The 17,279-nt window shown below is 61.0% G+C and carries 13 protein-coding genes and 1 other RNA gene; 5 read left to right on the top strand and 9 right to left on the bottom strand.

Going from position 1 to position 17,279, the window contains the following annotated elements:
• Window positions 1-57: 57 nt before the first annotated feature.
• An RNA gene (gene ffs / locus BISU_RS12060) (signal recognition particle sRNA small type) lies at window positions 58-154 on the bottom strand.
• Window positions 155-290: 136 nt separating this feature from the next.
• Here ffs and trhA point away from each other — a divergent pair.
• Together trhA and glf are read left to right on the top strand one after the other, a co-directional pair.
• A complete protein-coding gene (gene trhA / locus BISU_RS06775; RefSeq protein WP_024463271.1) occupies window positions 291-1,208 on the top strand; it encodes a PAQR family membrane homeostasis protein TrhA in 918 nt (305 codons plus the stop codon).
• Window positions 1,209-1,541: 333 nt separating this feature from the next.
• On the top strand, window positions 1,542-2,702 hold the full coding sequence (gene glf, locus BISU_RS06770) for a UDP-galactopyranose mutase (protein WP_024463270.1): 1,161 nt from the start codon (window positions 1,542-1,544) through the stop codon (window positions 2,700-2,702).
• Between the two features lie 324 nt (window positions 2,703-3,026).
• On the opposite strand, the gene BISU_RS06765 is transcribed toward glf, so the two are convergent.
• Window positions 3,027-4,169, bottom strand: a complete 1,143-nt coding sequence (locus tag BISU_RS06765; RefSeq protein ID WP_024463269.1) for an inositol-3-phosphate synthase — start codon at window positions 4,167-4,169, stop codon at window positions 3,027-3,029.
• A gap of 209 nt (window positions 4,170-4,378) precedes the next feature.
• Between BISU_RS06765 and BISU_RS06760 the strand changes: the two genes are divergently transcribed.
• Window positions 4,379-6,691, top strand: a complete 2,313-nt coding sequence (locus BISU_RS06760) for a transglycosylase domain-containing protein (protein ID WP_024463268.1) — start codon at window positions 4,379-4,381, stop codon at window positions 6,689-6,691.
• Between the two features lie 356 nt (window positions 6,692-7,047).
• On the opposite strand, the gene BISU_RS06755 is transcribed toward BISU_RS06760, so the two are convergent.
• From BISU_RS06755 to BISU_RS06735, 5 genes are all read right to left on the bottom strand, one after another.
• The gene (locus BISU_RS06755) at window positions 7,048-8,262 is read right to left on the bottom strand and encodes a pyridoxal phosphate-dependent aminotransferase (RefSeq protein ID WP_024463267.1); all 1,215 of its coding nucleotides are present in this window, start codon (window positions 8,260-8,262) and stop codon (window positions 7,048-7,050) included.
• A 29-nt stretch (window positions 8,263-8,291) separates the two neighbouring features.
• A complete protein-coding gene (locus tag BISU_RS06750; protein ID WP_024463266.1) occupies window positions 8,292-8,951 on the bottom strand; it encodes a methionine ABC transporter permease in 660 nt (219 codons plus the stop codon).
• Window positions 8,948-10,081 carry a methionine ABC transporter ATP-binding protein gene (locus BISU_RS06745; protein WP_024463265.1) on the bottom strand — a complete coding sequence of 378 codons (1,134 nt, stop codon included), beginning with the start codon at window positions 10,079-10,081 and terminating at the stop codon, window positions 8,948-8,950. Before BISU_RS06745 ends, BISU_RS06750 begins: the two co-directional genes overlap by 4 nt.
• 165 nt (window positions 10,082-10,246) lie before the next feature.
• Window positions 10,247-11,053 carry a MetQ/NlpA family ABC transporter substrate-binding protein gene (locus BISU_RS06740; RefSeq protein WP_226839189.1) on the bottom strand — a complete coding sequence of 269 codons (807 nt, stop codon included), beginning with the start codon at window positions 11,051-11,053 and terminating at the stop codon, window positions 10,247-10,249.
• A gap of 294 nt (window positions 11,054-11,347) precedes the next feature.
• The gene (locus BISU_RS06735) at window positions 11,348-12,325 is read right to left on the bottom strand and encodes a ketopantoate reductase family protein (protein WP_024463263.1); all 978 of its coding nucleotides are present in this window, start codon (window positions 12,323-12,325) and stop codon (window positions 11,348-11,350) included.
• A 501-nt stretch (window positions 12,326-12,826) separates the two neighbouring features.
• On the opposite strand from BISU_RS06735, the gene BISU_RS06730 reads away from it, so the two are divergent.
• Window positions 12,827-13,102: a helix-turn-helix domain-containing protein gene (locus BISU_RS06730; protein ID WP_024463262.1), complete on the top strand. Its 276-nt coding sequence runs from the start codon at window positions 12,827-12,829 to the stop codon at window positions 13,100-13,102.
• A gap of 1 nt (window position 13,103) precedes the next feature.
• Window positions 13,104-14,264 (top strand): type II toxin-antitoxin system HipA family toxin, encoded by a 1,161-nt coding sequence (locus tag BISU_RS06725; RefSeq protein ID WP_051246005.1) that lies wholly within the window; start codon window positions 13,104-13,106, stop codon window positions 14,262-14,264.
• Between the two features lie 137 nt (window positions 14,265-14,401).
• On the opposite strand, the gene leuA is transcribed toward BISU_RS06725, so the two are convergent.
• Complete coding sequence (gene leuA, locus BISU_RS06720) at window positions 14,402-16,309, bottom strand: 2-isopropylmalate synthase (protein ID WP_024463260.1); 1,908 nt, start codon at window positions 16,307-16,309, stop codon at window positions 14,402-14,404.
• 345 nt (window positions 16,310-16,654) lie between these two features.
• Window positions 16,655-17,275 carry a DUF5701 family protein gene (locus BISU_RS06715; RefSeq protein WP_024463259.1) on the bottom strand — a complete coding sequence of 207 codons (621 nt, stop codon included), beginning with the start codon at window positions 17,273-17,275 and terminating at the stop codon, window positions 16,655-16,657.
• Window positions 17,276-17,279: the final 4 nt, after the last annotated feature.

Genomic DNA, 17,279 nt, shown 5'->3' with positions numbered 1-17,279 from the left:
CCTGCGACGACGCACGCTTGAAGAACATACTTGCGGCAAAACATGCACATACCAACCATATAAAAACCTCCACGCACCCGTCAGAGGCCGCTTACCCTTGCTGCATTCCTGCCCTGGGGGAGTTGGGTGACATAGCGCCGCGTGGAGGCTTTCACTAGTGTACACCACCCTCGGATATGCCTCCGGCGCGATGAAAAACCAAGTTCGCGATTGTTGAAATTCACGGGGCGCCAGCCATAAGTTACGATATAGTAAGTTACGATTACGTAGCTTCACGAAAGGATGGCAGGATGAGCACAGCGGCTTCGCAAGGCCTGCATTCGGCAAGCCGCACACAGCATGGCGCAGCGCGTCACGACCCGATCGCTCAGAGCGCGATCTCCTCCGATTCGGCGCACGGCGGACGCGATGCGACCCGTTCCCGGGGCGAATCAGCGCAGACGAGGCAGGCGCAAACAGGTCAGACACAACCGACTCGAACGCAGCCGAGTCAAACATCGAGAGCCTCGCGGGCGCTGCGGTCGGCGCGGAATCCCCAATCCAGCCGCGTCGGAGTCGACGCTTTCGGCATTCGCAAACCGCGGCTGCGCGGATGGATGCACTTGGCTGTGCTTCCCTTATGCATCGCTGCCTCCGTGGTGCTGATCTGCGTCGCGCCGGCAGGTTGGGTCAAAGCCGCCTGCGCGGTATACGGCGCCGCCGCCATGCTACTCTTCGCCAACAGCGCCCTGCTGCATGTCGTGCCGTGGACGAGCGTGCGCGTGACGAAAATTCTATGCGCCATCGATTACTCGAATATTTTCCTCATCATCGCCGGCACCAACACGCCGATTCTCTTCGCGCTGCCCGCATCGATCCGCTGGCCGTATCTCGCGGTCATCTGGGCCACGGCGCTTATCGGCACGATGGCGCATATCGTCTGGCTGCGCGCGCCGGGCTGGGTGTTCACCATTGTCTATGTCGTCCTCGGGCTCGCGCCCGTCACCCTCATCCCTCAGCTGTGGTCCGCGCCGGCGGCAGGCCCGGCCCCCACGGTTCTGATCGGGGCGGGCGGAGCCGCATACATTGCGGGCGCGGTCTGCTTCGCGATTCACAAGCCCAATCCGATTCCGGACTGGTTCGAATACCATGAGGTCTTCCACCTTGGCACGATCGTCGGGTATATATGCCACGTCGTCGCCGTCTATCTGGTGGTGTGCTCGCTGTAGAGCGCCTGACGCGGTTGCCGGTATATGCCATCGCAAGGCTACCGTACGTTTCGCAACATTTCCGGGGTCTTATGCGCCTTTCCCCGTACACCGCCGTGCCTTTGCCGTACGTTTCGCAACGCTTTTTGGCCGATCGCAAGCGGCCGCAGAGGGAGGCCTCCGCTCTTTCATCACGATAGGCTGCCAGCCCACGGGAACGCTTGCGGGTAGCATGGAGGGGGTTATGCGATGCGACAAGCGATCATTGCCTTAGCGGTCCACCGCATATGCCTCATGGCGCTTAAGGCTTATGGCGCTTAAGATGTGGGAAACACTTGGAGTGGAAGGATATCCATGAACGCGGATCTAGTGGTGGTTGGCGCTGGCCTGTTTGGGCTGACGGTGGCGCAGCAGGCGGCTGAACGTGCGGGGGCGCGAGTCGAAATCATCGACATTCGCCCGCATATCGGAGGCAATGCGTATTCGCGCATGGATGAGGAGACGGGCGCGGAGATCCACCAGTACGGAGCCCATCTGTTCCATACGTCCAACGAGAGAGTGTGGGAGTATGTGAATCGCTTCACCTCGTTCACCGATTACGTGCATCGCGTCTATTCGACGCATGCGGGCGAGGTGTTCCCGCTGCCGGTGAATCTGGGAACGATCAACCAGTTCTTCCGCGCGCACTACACGCCGAAAGAGGCGCAGGCGCTCATTGCGGAGCAGGCGGGCGAGCTGGCGGGCGTGGAGGCAAAGAACCTCAACGACAAAGGCATCCAGCTGGTGGGCCGGCCGCTCTACGAGGCGTTCTTCAAGTACTACACGGGCAAGCAGTGGCAGACGGATCCGGCCGATCTGCCGGCCAGCATCATCAATCGCCTGCCGGTGCGCTTCAACTACGACAACCGCTACTTCAAGGACAAGTACGAGGGGCTGCCGACCGACGGCTACACGGCGTGGATGGAGCGGATGATCGACGATCCGAAGATTCATGTGACGCTCGGCGTCGACTTCTTCGACGAGAGCCAGCCGCTGAACAAGGCCGCGATCGTTGGCAAGGTGCCGGTCATCTACACGGGCCCGGTGGACCGCTACTTCGACTACGCGCTGGGCGAGCTGAAATGGCGCACGGTGGACTTCGAGGAGGTCCGCTACGAGGAAGGCGACCATTACGGCTGCCCGGTGATGAACTACCCGGATGCGGACGTGCCCTACACGAGGGCGATCGAGTTCAAGAACTTCAACCCCGAGCGTCGCGAGCAGCAGAACCCCGATAAGACCGTGGTATGGCGCGAATACAGCCGCTCCGCCGGTCGGGACGACGAGCCGTACTACCCGGTCAACACGCAAGGCGACCGCGACCTGTACCAGCAGTACAAGCAGCTGGAGGCCGAGGAGCCCGGCGTGATCTTCGGCGGCAGGCTGGGCACGTATGCGTACTACGACATGCATCAGGTCATCAACAGCGCCCTGACCGCGTACGACAAGCGCATTCATCCGCTGCTTGCGAAGTAGCCCCAGCTTTGGCTCGCACTTTTTGCGAACGTTAAAAAAAAGTGCGAGCCAAAGCAAACAATGTGTGTTCGTTCCCTACGAGAAGGAAACGATGGTATTCCGCCATTCACATGGTTAAAAGCTAACATTCCGGTTGTTCGTTTGGCTCACACTTTTTTACGGCTGACAAAAAAGTGTGAGCCAAACGGTAGCCATATACATAAATGGGGGCTGCGCACGATTCTGTACGAATCGCGCGCAGCCCCCATTGTCATATATTGGCGACGCAGCGACGCAGGCCAGCTAGCACCATCAGCCTAACCTACAGAGCATAAGCCCGCTCGCTCAGGCGTGCCAGACGTCCTTGCCTTTGGCCTTCGCCTCGGCCACGTCGGCATTGAGCTGGGCCTCGGTCGACTCGACCTCGCCGGCGATGAACTTTTCGACGAGCTGACGCGCCTCGTTGTCCTCGTGCTGCACGGCCGGGGACTTCATGAAGTAAGAGCTCGGCGCGAGCACCGGACCGGCGAGATGGCGGTCGAGCGCGATCTTCGCGGCACGCACCGCATCGATGACGATGCCGGCCGAATTCGGCGAATCCCACACCTCGAGACGGTACTCGAGATTCAGCGGCACATCGCCGAAGGTCGTGCCCTCCAGGCGCACGAACGCCAGCTTGCGGTCATCGAGCCACGCCACGTAGTCGGACGGCCCGATGTGCACATTGTGGCCTTCCATCTCATGCGGGACGATGGAGGTGACGGCGCGGGTCTTCGAAATCTTCTTGGATTCCAGGCGCGTGCGCTGCAGCATGTTCATGAAGTCCATGTTGCCGCCCACGTTGAGCTGGTACGTGCGGTCGAGCCGCACGCCGCGGTCCTCGAACAGGCGGGCCATGACGCGGTGCGTGATGGTGGCGCCGACCTGGCTCTTGATGTCGTCACCGACAATCGGCAGCCCGGCGTCGCGGAACTTCTGCGCCCACTCGGGATCCGAGGCGATGAACACCGGCAGGCAGTTGACGAAGGCGCAGCCCGCGTCAAGAGCCGCCTGCGCATAGGCCTTGTCGGCCTCCTCGGAGCCGACGGGCAGGTAGCTGACCAGCACGTCGACCTTCTTGTCCTTGAGCTCCTTGACCACGTCGACGGGCTCGGCCGAGGACTCCTCGATCATCTCGCGGTAGTACTCGCCCAGGCCATCGTGGGTCGGCCCGCGCAGCACTTCGATGCCAAGATTCGGCACGTCGGCGAACGTGATCGTGTTGTTCTGCGAGGCCTTGATCGCCTCGGACAGATCCTTGCCGACCTTGAGCGCATCCACGTCGAAGGCGGTCACGAACTCGATGTCCCGCACGCGGTAGCCACCGAAGTTGTTGTGCATCAGTCCGGGGATCTTGTCATCATCGGCAGTATCCTTGTAATATTCGACGCCCTGCACCAGCGACGAGGCGCAGTTGCCCACACCGGCGATTGCTACGCGAATGCTCATATTGACTCCTCTTTATATATGTAGCGCGTTGCGCATTCCAACATGTAAGCATAGCGCCCAACTTGGAGAAGCGCCCACGAAAACCGCCGACCGGCTCCCCATGCGACGGGATTGCCTGCATGTCCCGGCTTTGGCGATGTTTGCGAAGATTTGCAAGAATTCCGCTCACAGGCAGCGATTTTTCAGGGGCAGCCGTTACGGTGGTGGGCATGGCTTCTCAGACTCGCAGCGTTTCATCGCGGACCGGCGGCACCCGAGCACGGGGATCGGCAGGGTCCCACGGCGGCGCATCGCCGGACCCGAGATCGCACCGCAGCTCCAAGCAATCGCACCGCCCCAAAGGTCGCAAGCCGCGCAAAAACAAGCCGCGGCACCGCGTCCATCGCGTGCTGTTGTGGCTGCTGGGCATAGCGGCAGCGCTGCTGCTGGTCGGCGCCGGCGTCTTTGCCTACCTCTATGTGACCACTGAAATACCGCCGGCCGAGAAGGTCGCGCTGTCATCCAAAACCACGGTCTACTACGCCGACGGCAGCACTGAAATCGGCTCCTTCGCCGAGCAGAACCGCGAGATCATCAGCTGCAACGCCCTTCCCAAATACGTAGGCCAGGCCATCGTCTCATCGGAGAACCGCTCGTTCTATACCGACAAGGGCATCGATCTCAAAGGCATCGGGCGCGCGTTTCTGAGCAACATCACCACCAACTCCCGCCAAGGCGGGTCTACGATCACCCAGCAGTACGTCAAGCAGTATTATATGGGCGAAACCGTGACCTCAAGCTATTCGGCCAAGCTGCGGCAGGCCATACTGGCCGTCAAGATCACGCAGACGCAGAGCAAGGACCAGGTGCTGTGCAACTACATGAACACGATCTATCTCGGCCGCGGCGCCTACGGCATCGAGGCCGCGGCCAAGGCCTACTTCAATAAGGATGCCAAGGATCTGACCGTCTCCGAGGCGGCCATGCTCGCCGGCATCATCCCCTCCCCCAGCAATTGGGACCCGGCCGAGAATCCGAAGCAGGCGCAGATCCGCTTCGAGCGCGTGCTCAAGATCATGCGCGAAGACGGCTACATCAACGGCCAAGATGCATCGTCCGCCAAATTCCCGCAGACCGCCCAAAACGCCCAGCAGAACACCTACGCCGGGCAGCAGGGCTACCTGCTGGAAATGGTGCGCGAGGAGCTCACCAAAGACAAGACCTTTACCAAGGAGGAACTCGACACCGGAGGCTACAAGATCGTCACCACGATCGACAAAGCCAAGCAGGACCTCATGTTCCAGGTGGCAAGCCCGTCGCAGGACGGCAACGGCGTCGTGCCGCAGGGCCTGCAGACCGGCGCCATGTCGGTCAACCCCAAGGACGGGTCCATCATCTCGCTCTATGCCGGCGATGACTACCTGACCAAGCAGCTGAACAACGCCACCCAAGCAACGTACGAGCCCGGTTCCACGATGAAGCCCTTTGCGCTGCTGGCGGCTGTGCAGGACGGCATGAACTTGAACACGACCTTCAACGGCAACTCGCCTCGCTCCTTCGACGGCATCGCCAGCCCGGTGCAGAACTTCGGCAACCAGAGCTTCGGATACATCAATATGTACAATGCCACGGCGAATTCGGTGAACACCGTATATATGGAGCTGCAGCAGGACCTCGGCGCCAAGAAGGTGGCGCAGACGGCGAACAAGGCAGGCGTCAGCGCCAATCGCGTCAAGGGAGACAACCCCTTCACCGTGCTGGGCAATGATGGCGTGCATGTGCAGGACATCACGCAGGCTTTCGCCACCATCGCCAACCAAGGCAGCAAGCCCACCTTGCATATCGTGTCCAAAGTGACCGATACGAAGGGCAAAAGCATGTACGAGGCCCCCACTAAGACCCAGCGGGTCTTCGCGGCGAACGACACTGCGCTGGTCACCAAGGCCATGACCGGCACCGTGCAGTACGGCACTGCCACCGAGGCCCTGTCCGTAGGCCGCACGATGGCCGGCAAGTCCGGCACCGCGAACGATGCGACCGCCGGCAGCTTCGTCGGCTTCACTCCTGACACGGTCAGTGTGTTCGCCATGTGGTACCCTGACCAGAACGGCAACCCGCAGGAGATCCCGCCCTTCGGCATCTACAGCGGCGGCAGCGACTACCCCGTGCACATGTTCACGCAGTACATGAAGCAGGCGCTGGCAGGCACTGCCGACCAAGCCTTCCCCACTGCTAACGACACCGGCAAGGTCGGCGGCCCGGACGGCACCTGGGGCACCGGTTCCAGAACCTGGCAGCAGCAACAGGATCAGGCCGAAGCCAAGCGCAAGGCCGACGAGCAGGCTCAGCAGGATGCGCAGAACGATCGAGGCACGCCGACCCAGACTCCCAGCAGCCCCCAGCCGACTCAGACCCCTGAGGACACGCAGAGTGCTTCCCCGATCCCGAACGTACCGGCACCTAGCAATAGCCAAGATGACACCTCGAAAAACTCGCAGCAGCAAGGTACCGGTAAGTCAGAGCAAGGCAAGAACAACGGGTAGCACAGTATGGCTGTCGCATAGAGCTTCCGGCATATAGCTACAGACTAAATGCTACAGTCCAGATATCCTGCGGAAAATCCACGCTGCGACGAAAAATCGAGCTGTTCGAGGGTCTGAATCGAAGAGACGGGCTGGGCCGCTATCGGCCTTACAGTAGTGCAGAGTCCAATGGCGGGGGTCTATCTGCCTTACTCGCAGCGCCCATGCTGCGTTGACGTCACTATTGTGGCCAAGAAACGACGGTTTCCCGGTCACGTATACCCGCTGCATCGTGAAACAGCACTGCAGATAAGAGATAGGGCAATTAGACTTTCTACTCGGATATATCTGAACCCCCCACGTTCACGTGACCAGCGCTACCCCAGCACCGCAGCAATACGTTCGACGGCTTGCTGAAGCTGCTCCTGGGGCTTAAGGAGGCTGAGGCGGACGTAGTCGAGGCCGACGGCGCCGAAGCAGGAGCCGGGAAGGACTGCAACCTGCGCCTTGTCCAGCAGGTAATCGGCCAAACGGTCGCCGTCCCAATCAGCCGGAACTTTCGCCCACACATAGATGCCGCCGGGCGAATCGAAGACGCGCAATCCCGCTCGTTCGAGCCCTTGAGCCACGATGCTGCGCCTGCGAACGTAGAGATCGGCCAGCTCGGCCACGCAGCTCTGGTCGCTGTCCAGCGCGACCGTGCCGGCGTCCTGCACGCTGCCGGTTATCATGGAGCCCATCTGATAGTGGTAATGCTTCAGGCGGTCGACGATGGCCGTGTTGCCTGCGACGAATCCGGCGCGCCAGCCGGCCATGGCGTACATCTTCGACAGCGAGCACACCTCAACCGCCACATCGCACGCCCCCGGAACCTCGAGAATGCTGTGCTGCTGGGCGTCAGGGCCGCCCACACCAAGCCCGCAGTAGGCGTAGTCATGCACGATGACGAAACGGTGCCGCTTTGCCAGCTCGACCGCATGCTGCAGGAACTCAAGCGGAGCCTGCGCGCCGGTGGGATTGTTCGGGTAGTTCAGCACCAGCAGCTTGACGCGGTCCCAAGTCGCGTCGGGAACGGCATCGAGATCGGGCAGGAAGCCGCGTTCCGCGAGCGCTGGAAGCAGCACTTCCTCGGCGCGGCACATGTGCGCCATGCAGTGATACGAAGGATAATATGGGTCGGCGAAAGCCACCGCATCGCCCGGTTCGATGAGAATCGCATACAATCCAGCAAGCGCGTCGACGGCTCCTTCGACAGCGAATAATTGCGTCGGCCAGTCGAGCGACACGCCGTGCTCGCGCTGGTACCACGTGGCCGCAGCTTCGAGGAACGCCGGCTTGCCGTCGAAGGAGGTATATCGGGCGTTGAGCGGATCGTCCACGGCCCGCTTGGCCTCGTCGCGGATGAACTGCGCCGGGTAGGCGTCCGGATTGCCCTTCGCCAGATCGATCACGTCCGCCCCCTGCGCGACCGCCTTGGCGACCTTGCCATCCATAACCGCGAACACGTTGGGCGGTATGGATTCGGCTATCGGAGCAAAGGGAACCGGGCAGGCCTGCGATGCTGCTGCGGATGAAACCACAGATGAAACCATATGAGCAATCCTTTCTATGCCAGCTGCAATCAGTGCGTGACGCGCCGGGCGAAGGCGTCTCCCGCCCACTGGATGAGCTGCACCAGCACGATCAGGATGACGACGATCGCCACCAGAACGCCGGTCTCATAGCGATTGTAGCCGTATTGTATGGCCATGTCGCCTATGCCGCCCGCGCCGATCGTGCCGACCATGGCCGAATAGCCGATCAGCGAGATAATGGTCAGCACCACGCCGCGGATGAAGGACGGCAGCGCCTGCGGGAACACCGCGCCGACGATGATCTGCCGCATGGTCGCGCCGGTGGAGACGGCGGCTTCCAGCAATCCAGAGTCAACCTCGCTGAACGCGCTTTCCGCGACGCGGGCGAAGAAGGGCACGGCGGCGATGGAGAGCGATATGGCACCGCCGGTGGGCGTGTAGGGATCGCCGATGAGCAGTTGGACCACCGGGATGAGCACGACCATGAGAATCAGGAACGGCAGCGAACGGATGGCGTTGACGATGACGCCGACGACAGCGTTCACCGCGCGATTCGGCAGGAACAGCCGGTTTCTGGTCACGTACAGCAGCAGCGCCACCAGCGTGCCCAGAACCACGCCGATAACCGTGGAGACCGCGACCATGTAGGCGGTGTCGGTCAGCGCCTTGCCGAGATTGGTGCGCAGGATGTCAATGGTATCGTTCATGCTCGGGACTCCCCTTCTTCATCGTTTTCGCTGGCGCTCAGCGATGCGGAATCGCCCTGTGGAGCACTACCCAGTGACGCACTACCCAGTGACGCATCGACTTGTCCGATGGATTCCCGGTCGAGCTCGCGGAAGCCGAACACCCGCGAGCGCAGCGTCTCAAGCGCGGAGCGCAGCGCGTCGTCCGGTCCGGAAACCAATACCAGCAGCACGCCGATGGCTTGTGCGCCGAAGTATTCCACATTCGCATGCAGCACGTTGATCGCCACATCATAGCGCCGGGCCACCGCGCTGATCAGCGGCTCAAGCGCGTCCTCGCCCTTGTAGCGCAGTTCGACGATCGTGCCGTCGGGCAGCGAAGGCACAAGCTGCGGCGGCACCGCGACGCCCAAGTACCGCTCGACCAGCGCACGAGTGGTGGGATGCTGCGGCGAGCCGAATATCTCGAAGGTCTCGCCCTGCTCGACGATGCGACCCTCCTCCATCACCGCGACATGGTCGAATATCTGCTTGGCCACGTCGAGCTGATGGGTGATGAACACGATGGTGATGCCCAGCTCGCGGTTGATGCGCCGCAGCAGGCCGAGGATTTCGCCGGTCGTCTCCAAGTCCAGGGCGCTGGTGGCCTCGTCGCACAGCAGTATCTCCGGATTGTTGGCCAAGGCGCGTGCGATCGAGACGCGCTGTTGCTGGCCGCCGGACAGACTGGACGGGTAGCTGTCGGCCTTGCTTTCCAACCCGACGAGAGCGAGCAGCTGCGTGACGCGGGCGTTCCATTCGCGTTTCGGGCAGCCGCCCGCCTTGAGCGCGAATTCGATGTTCCTGCCCACGCTCACATTGCCGATCAGATTGAACGACTGGAAGATGAAGCCGATGCGCTTGCGCACGTCGCGCAGCGCACTGCCCTTCGCCTGCGTGATGTCGTGCCCGTCAAGCAGCACCTGCCCCGAGGTGGGCCGCTCCAACAGGTTGATGGTCCGCACCAGCGTGCTTTTGCCCGCGCCGGAGAATCCCACGATCCCGAATATCTCGCCTTTGTCGACGCTGAGATTGACCTGCTTGACCGCTTCGATGGTGCGCCCGCCCTCGTGGAAGGTGACGGACACATCCTTCAGTTCGATGATTGCCATGCCTTATGCCCTGCCTCGCGTTGTTCGCAGCTATTACGCCGCCCATCGTGCCGCTATGTATTGTCCCGCACCACTGTAAAACGAACCGCCGAAACCGAAATCGTCGCCCCGACGCAATGCTGCATCCGGGGCGGCGGCCAAGGCTATGCGGTCGTCAAGGTGCAATCACCAAGTGGTCGGCTTGCCGAAGTCGGCGAACTCGCTGTCGGCGATCGCCTTCTTGAACTTGTCGCTCACCAGCAGCGCCTTGGTCTTCTTGGCGAAGTCGCCGTTGGCGTCCTTGGTGTTGACCACGAATATGTTGATCACGCCCTCGGACTGCTTCTCCATCGCCAGCGCCTCCTTGGGCTTGAGTCCTGCGGCCCAGGCGAAGTTGCCCGGGACCAGGCTCACGTCGACGGTGCTCAGCGAGCGCGCGAGCTGAGCGGCGTCCAGCGGCTTGATGACCAGATTCTTCGGGTTCGTGGCGATGTCGTTGACGGTGGCCTTGGTCGGGTCCACGCTGCCCTTGAGCGTCACGAGCTTCTGCTGCTCAAGCACGCCGAGCGAGCGTGCGAGATTGCTGCCATCGCTGGCGATTGAGACGGTGGAGCCGTCCTTGATCTCGCTGACCGACTTGTATTTGTGCGAATAGATGCCCAGCCCCAGTGTCGGCACCTGGCCGAGCGAAGTCAGGTCGAGCTTGTTGTCGGCCGCGAACTTCTTGAGGTAGTTGCTGTGCTGGAACAGGTTGGCCTGCAGGCTGCCCGATGCCAGCGCCTTGTTGGGCTGGACATAGTCGTTGAACAGCTTCGTGCTCAGCTCGTAGCCGTCGTCCTTGAGCAGCGGCGCGATGACTTTGTTCACCATATCGCCGTAAGGCCCGGGGCATACGCCGACGACGATCTTGGTGGTCTGGTTTTTCTTCGGGGCGCTGTTGAGGTTGTCGCCGGAAGCGCTGCCGCAGGCTGCTGCCGACGCCAGGGTGACCATGGCGAGCGCCGCGGCGGCAATGCGCTTGGCGTTGACGACGACTCGGGAGGAGTGGCGGCGTGCGTCACGCTGCTGGTTATTCGTGGTGAAAATGGACATGATGTGATCCTTCTATTGATTTCTATTGATGGTTGGCGTCGTGATGGCTGCTGGCCGGCTGGCGCGGGTTGATGGCTGGAATTGATGATTGGATTGCTGAATACTTCTGAACTGCTGGCGGAACGCTGTTTAGCCGGCGCTCCCGCTGTCTTACGCCGGCCGATTCACAACCGACCCGTTGGATTCCGTTCGCGATCAGGCGGCCTCGCCGACCAGTTCGGGATGGTGAATCGCGTAGGCGTGCTCGGCCAGATGCAGCTCCTGGGTCAGGAACTCGTGCAGCGTGCAGACGTAGCCGTGCTCGCGGCCGATTTTGGCGATGTAGCCGTTGATGTAATCGACCTCGGTAGGGCGGCACCGCGTCAGATCCTGATACATCGACGGATAGTGCAGCGGGTGCGCCACGCCGGCCGTGTGCAGTATGGTCTCGACCTCCGATTCGCGTGTGCCCAGCAATGTGAGTCCCGCATGCTCGGCGGCGGTGTAGGCCTCGTTCACCAGCTGCTCGGTCATCCAACGCGCGGCGGGATGCGATTCGAACTGGCCGAAGCGAATCTGGTACATCGTGCACAGGGTGTTGAGCACCGAATTGAACACGATCTTGGCCATGCACATGCCCATGAAGTCGTCGGCGATGGTCGGGTTCAGCGTGGCCGCCGCGAAATCGTCATGCAGCTCATGCTCCACGTCGCTCACATGTCCGTCGTAGGCGCACATGCTCATCGCCTTGGAATGCGCTCCGCCGGTGAAATTCACATCGCCGGGGCCGTACACGAACGCGCCGATCAGCGCCGTGCCGCCGTAGATATGGTCAGCCGGGAAATACTGCGCGATCTTCTCGAAATGCCCGTACCCATTCATCGCCGAGAACACGATCTGGCCGGAGCGGAACAGATGTGCGCAGCGCTTGAGCATGCCTTCGAGCTGATGCTGCTTGAGGAAGATGATCCAGACATCCGGCTCGCCGTCGTACTCCTCCGGATAGAAGACCTTGATTGGCACCAGATGGCGGTTTTCATCATCCTGAGAGACGTAGACGCCGCCCTGCTCGCGGATCGCGGCCACATTGGGCTCCCAAGCGTCGATGAAGTCCACCTGCTTGCCGGCGAATTCCTGCAGCAGCACGCCATACTGCACGCCCATGCCGCCCGCGCCGATCACCGCATATTTCATTGCCTTGCCTCGATTCGGTTGAATTTCAACGACGAATTCGCAAAAGACGCAACGTCTGCGCAAAGGGCTTCATATACGCCTGATCGCACTCATGCCTGTGCTTGATGCTGGTGCTGAACCCTTGCGGATTGTCTCTTTTCGCGATTTGAATATCGTCGAACACCCAATATATGCATCGCGCGAATTCGCCGCAGCGGCGCGGCTATAGCATTTAGTTATCAGCGGTTATAAGAAGAGGGGGTGCACATGGTGGCGCACGCAGTTGCTGATTGCATAGCGCATATACCTGATTCCGTGAGAATCACAGTAATGGGGCCACACGGCCTCTTCCTCTCATCGCCCTCCGCTCATTTCCTTCCATTTGTCGTCTTCTGCCCATTGCCCTCATCTCGCTGCATCGGTCTGATGGTCTTATCATTCTGTATTAATATATGATTAATTATTGTTTTATTTGTATATAAATACTAATATATGAGTATGTTTTCATTATTGGATGAGACTATGCCGGGTGACGTTGCTACTACGATCGCCGATCGCATGGTAGCTCGGCGCAAGGAGCACAAACTCTCACAGGCCGAGCTTGCGCAGAAATCCGGAGTAAGCCTCGGATCGCTCAGGCGCTTCGAGCAGCGCCATGAAATCTCGTTGACCGGACTGATCGGCATAGCCTTCGCCTTAGGATGCGAGAACGACTTCGACGCCCTTTTCTCCCAACCGTATTACGCGAACATCGACGATGTCATAGCCGCGCGAAAACGCGCTCGGAAGGAGATCTGACATGCCCGTACAACATCGATCCCCGTCAGAGCCACCCGTAGACCGCGTCCGTGTGCTGTTCGACTCGGAACCTGTCGGAACCCTCACCATGTCGGCATCGAACGCCTTGGCGTTTGCCTATGACCAATCGTGGCTGACTGAAGGGTTGAGCATCAGCCCGCTCAGCCTGCCGCTAAGAGAAGGTGTATTCGTCGCCCGGCGCGATCCTTTGAACGGCATGTTCGGCGTCTTCGATGACAGCATGCCCGATGGCTGGGGACGGTTGCTGACCGACCGGATGCTGCGGCAACGTGGGATCGAGCCGTCCAGCGTGAGTGTGCTGAGCCGATTGTCCATCGTAGGTTCCAGTGGAATGGGAGCGTTGGAATACGAGCCTGCTGCGGATTTTGCCGAGCGCAGCCCCCATGCCGACCTTGATGATATCGCTTTGGAATGTGCTCAATTGTTGAAAACCGATTTCTCGCCCGACCTTGATCGCCTCTTCGCACTTGGCGGTTCTTCGGGCGGTGCCCGTCCGAAGATTCTTACCGAACTTGATGGCCGTGATTGGATTATCAAATTCCCTTCATCCGTTGATTCCGCCAACATTGGCGAACAGGAATACGCCATTTCGCAGATCGCCCGTGAATGCGGCATCAGCATGCCGCAGACTCGCCTGTTCCCCTCGCAACGATGTTCCGGATACTTCGGCGCGCAACGTTTCGATCGCGAGCTGCTACCTGATGGCTCAAGCATGAAAGTGCATATGGTATCTGCCGGCGGTCTGTTGGAGACGTCCCATCGCCTAGCCAATCTCGATTACAGTCTGCTGATGCGTCTCACCATGCGCATCTGCGGCAGCATTCATGAATGTGAACGGCTATACCGTCTCATGTGCTTCAACGTGTTCATCGGCAATCGCGACGATCACGCCAAGAACTTCTCCTATCTCTATGATCGAGACAACAACATCTGGAAGCTGTCGCCAGCATATGATCTGACCGAAAACCCCGGCATCAACGGCGAACACGCCACCACTGTCGACGGAAAAGGGCGCGACATCGGCACTGATAATCTCGTTGCCGTAGGCGTAAGAGCAGGCATTTCGCGCACCCGCTGCATGTCGTATGCCAAAGAAATCCGCGAATGCATAGCTGACGCCGGCTTTTCAGTGCAGAGTTGAGATAAGTAAGGGCAGGAAGGCACTGTGGCTTTCCTGCCCTACTGGCGTAATCGTTATATCGACCAGTCCTTTGGCTGATCAGTCTCTCGGCTGCCCAGCCACTTTGGCTACTCAGTTGGCTAGTCAGCCGCCTTGGCTCACCGCTGCGAGCGGTTGATGGCGGAGATGATCGCCTTCAGGGAGCTGGTGGTGATGGAGGAATCCACGCCGACGCCCCAGATGATCCTGGTGTCGCCCTCCTCGCCGATCTGGCACTCCACATAGGAAGCGGCCAGCGCCTCGGATCCGGCGGTCATGGCGTGCTCGGCGTAATCCATGATCGAAACGGTAATGCCCAGCGTGCGGATCGCGTTGAGGAAAGCCGCGAGCGGGCCGTTGCCCAAGCCGGAGATCTCGCGCTCGACCGGCGTCGCGTCAGGCGTGGCGCCGCGATCGAGGATGCGCACCTTGATGACGGTGTCCGAACCGTCCTCGCCCGAAGACGACGAAACCTTGAGCAGCTTGAGACGGCCCCACTGCTTGAGCGTCGCATCGCCATCGTCGCCCATGACCGCGGCCGCGGAGGTCACGCCGCCGTCCTCGACGGGCAGGTACTCATCCTTGAAGAGATGCCAGATGTCCTCGTCCTTGACTTCCTTCTTGGTGCGGTCCGCATAGGTCTGCACGACCTTGTCGAACTCCACCTGCAGGCGCTTGGGCAGATCGAAGTTGTGGTTGGTCTTGAGCAGGTAGGCCATGCCGCCCTTGCCGGACTGCGAGTTGACGCGGATGATGGCCTCGTAGGTGCCGCCGATGTCCTTGGGATCGATCGGCAGGTAGGGCACGAGCCACACGAAGCTGTCAAGCTCCGCACCGGCACGCTGCGCAGCCATTTCGCGGGCTTCAAGCCCCTTCTTGATCGCATCCTGATGCGACCCGGAAAATGCCGTGAACACGAAGTTGCCGGCGTAGGGATGCCGTTCCGAGATCTTGATCTGATTGCAGTATTCGACCGTCTTGCGGATCTCGGGCACATTCGAATAGTCGATCTGCGGGTCGATGCCCTGCGTGAGCAGGTTGAGGCCCAAGGTCACCAGGTCGACGTTGCCGGTGCGTTCGCCATTGCCCAGCAGGCAGCCCTCGACGCGGTCGACGCCGGCGAGCAGCGCCAGCTCGGTGGCGGCTACGGCCATGCCCTCGTCGTTGTGCGGATGCACGGAAAGCACCACGCAGTCGCGATCCTGCAGGTGGTTGGACATGTACTCCATCTCATCGGCGAAGACATTCGGCGTGGTCATCTCCACCGTGGCCGGCAGATTGAAGATGATCTTGCGCTCGGGCGTGGGCTTGATGACATCGGTCACCGCGTTGCACACCTCGGCCGCGTATTCGGGCTCGGTTCCAGTGAAGGATTCCGGGGAATACTCGTAATACAGCTCGGTGTCGCCCACCTCGGCCTCAAGCTCCTTGCACAGGGTGGCCGCATCGGTGGCAAGCTTCTTAATGCCCGCCCTGTCCTTGCGGAACACGACCTCGCGCTGCAGCACGGAAACCGAATTGTAGAAGTGCACGACGGCGCGGCGAGCGCCCCGCAGGCACTCGTAGGTCTTGCGAATCAGGTGCTCGCGCGCCTGGGTGAGCACGATGATGGTCACATCCTCAGGGATGAGCTCGCGTTCGATAAGCATGCGGATGAAATCGTAATCCGTCTCCGAGGCGCTCGGGAAACCGACCTCGATCTCTTTGAAGCCCATCGAGACGAGCATGTTCCAGAAGCGCAGTTTGCGTTCCGGGTCCATCGGGTTGACCAGCGCCTGATTGCCGTCGCGCAGGTCGACCGAAGCCCAGCGCGGCGCGCGCTGCAGGGTCTTGCCCGGCCAGGTGCGCTCAGGGTAGTCGAAGGGAATCTGCTTGTTGTAGGCCACGTACTTGGTGTAGGGCATGGCGCTCGGCTTCTGCGGCGCTCCGATGAATCGGCGAGGAGGCAGCAGCAGGTCGTTGTTCCCCCCATTGGACTTTGCGGCTTGCGCCGCGAGATCAAATACTGATGATTGATCCTGACCCATCACTCCTCCTTCTTTCTTCCGTATCAACGCTTCCTCTGGAAGCACGTACTGCTTATGGAATCCGCGTCTAGGTCCGACACGAATTGTTAACGCACATGTAACACGCATGCACGTGCCTCAGTGTACCCACGGCCTACCCCAGCAGCCTTGGCGAGCCACAGGGTGGACAACGGCGGTCGGCGTGGGTCGATGTTTGACGAACGTATGCACAGCACGGCGGCGAGTGGGTTTCGCGTGCGAATCACAAGCGCACGCGCCTTGCACGCGTCTGCAATGCGGCGGCACACGCCGTCTCGCCGTCGCCAGTCAATGGGGCGAATTGGCGGATTTGATGGCCCAGACGATTCAGCGGAAGAGCGAGACGCCGCGCCGCGCCGCACAGTAGGCGTTGCCGAGCCAGGTGTGGCGCGAATTGGGCCAGACGGCGCCGAGCCGGGGCGCGTTCTGGCTCATCCATATGCTGGGCACGCGGCCATCGGTGCTGCGCGAGCCGAGCAGGTTGAAGCCGTTCTTCTTCACCAGCCAGTCGGGGTGCTGGGTGGCTATCGCCAGCCCTTCGCCGATGGTCAGCGGCAAGCGTTCGTCAGTGTCAATGAGCTTGCGCGCCACGTCGGGTTCCCGGTTGACGTAGGCCGTGCCGGTGTGCGGATCCACGACGAGATAGAAGGGCCCTTCGGGCGGTTCGAAGCCATCCTGCGGCAGGAAGCTGGCGATGTCGCGCGGCGGCATGGTCGTGAATCCGGCCATGCGGTTGATGCTGGTGCGGGCGATCAGCGATTCGGGGGAAACCAGCTCATGCGTAGGCACCAGCAGGATGTTCGTGCCCAAGTCGCTGCGCTCGAGCGCGGTGATCAGCGGGCGGGCGAGGGCCCGGAACGCCGCCGAGCTCATATCGGCCACGTCCGGGTAGCCCAGAGCCACGATGCGATCCAGCTGCTTTTGCGCTTCTTCAGATGCCTTCGACATAGCT

This window comes from Bifidobacterium subtile, from assembly GCF_000741775.1.
Classification (GTDB): Bacteria; Actinomycetota; Actinomycetes; order Actinomycetales; family Bifidobacteriaceae; genus Bifidobacterium; species Bifidobacterium subtile.
This window is presented reverse-complemented; position numbering and strand designations above follow the sequence as displayed.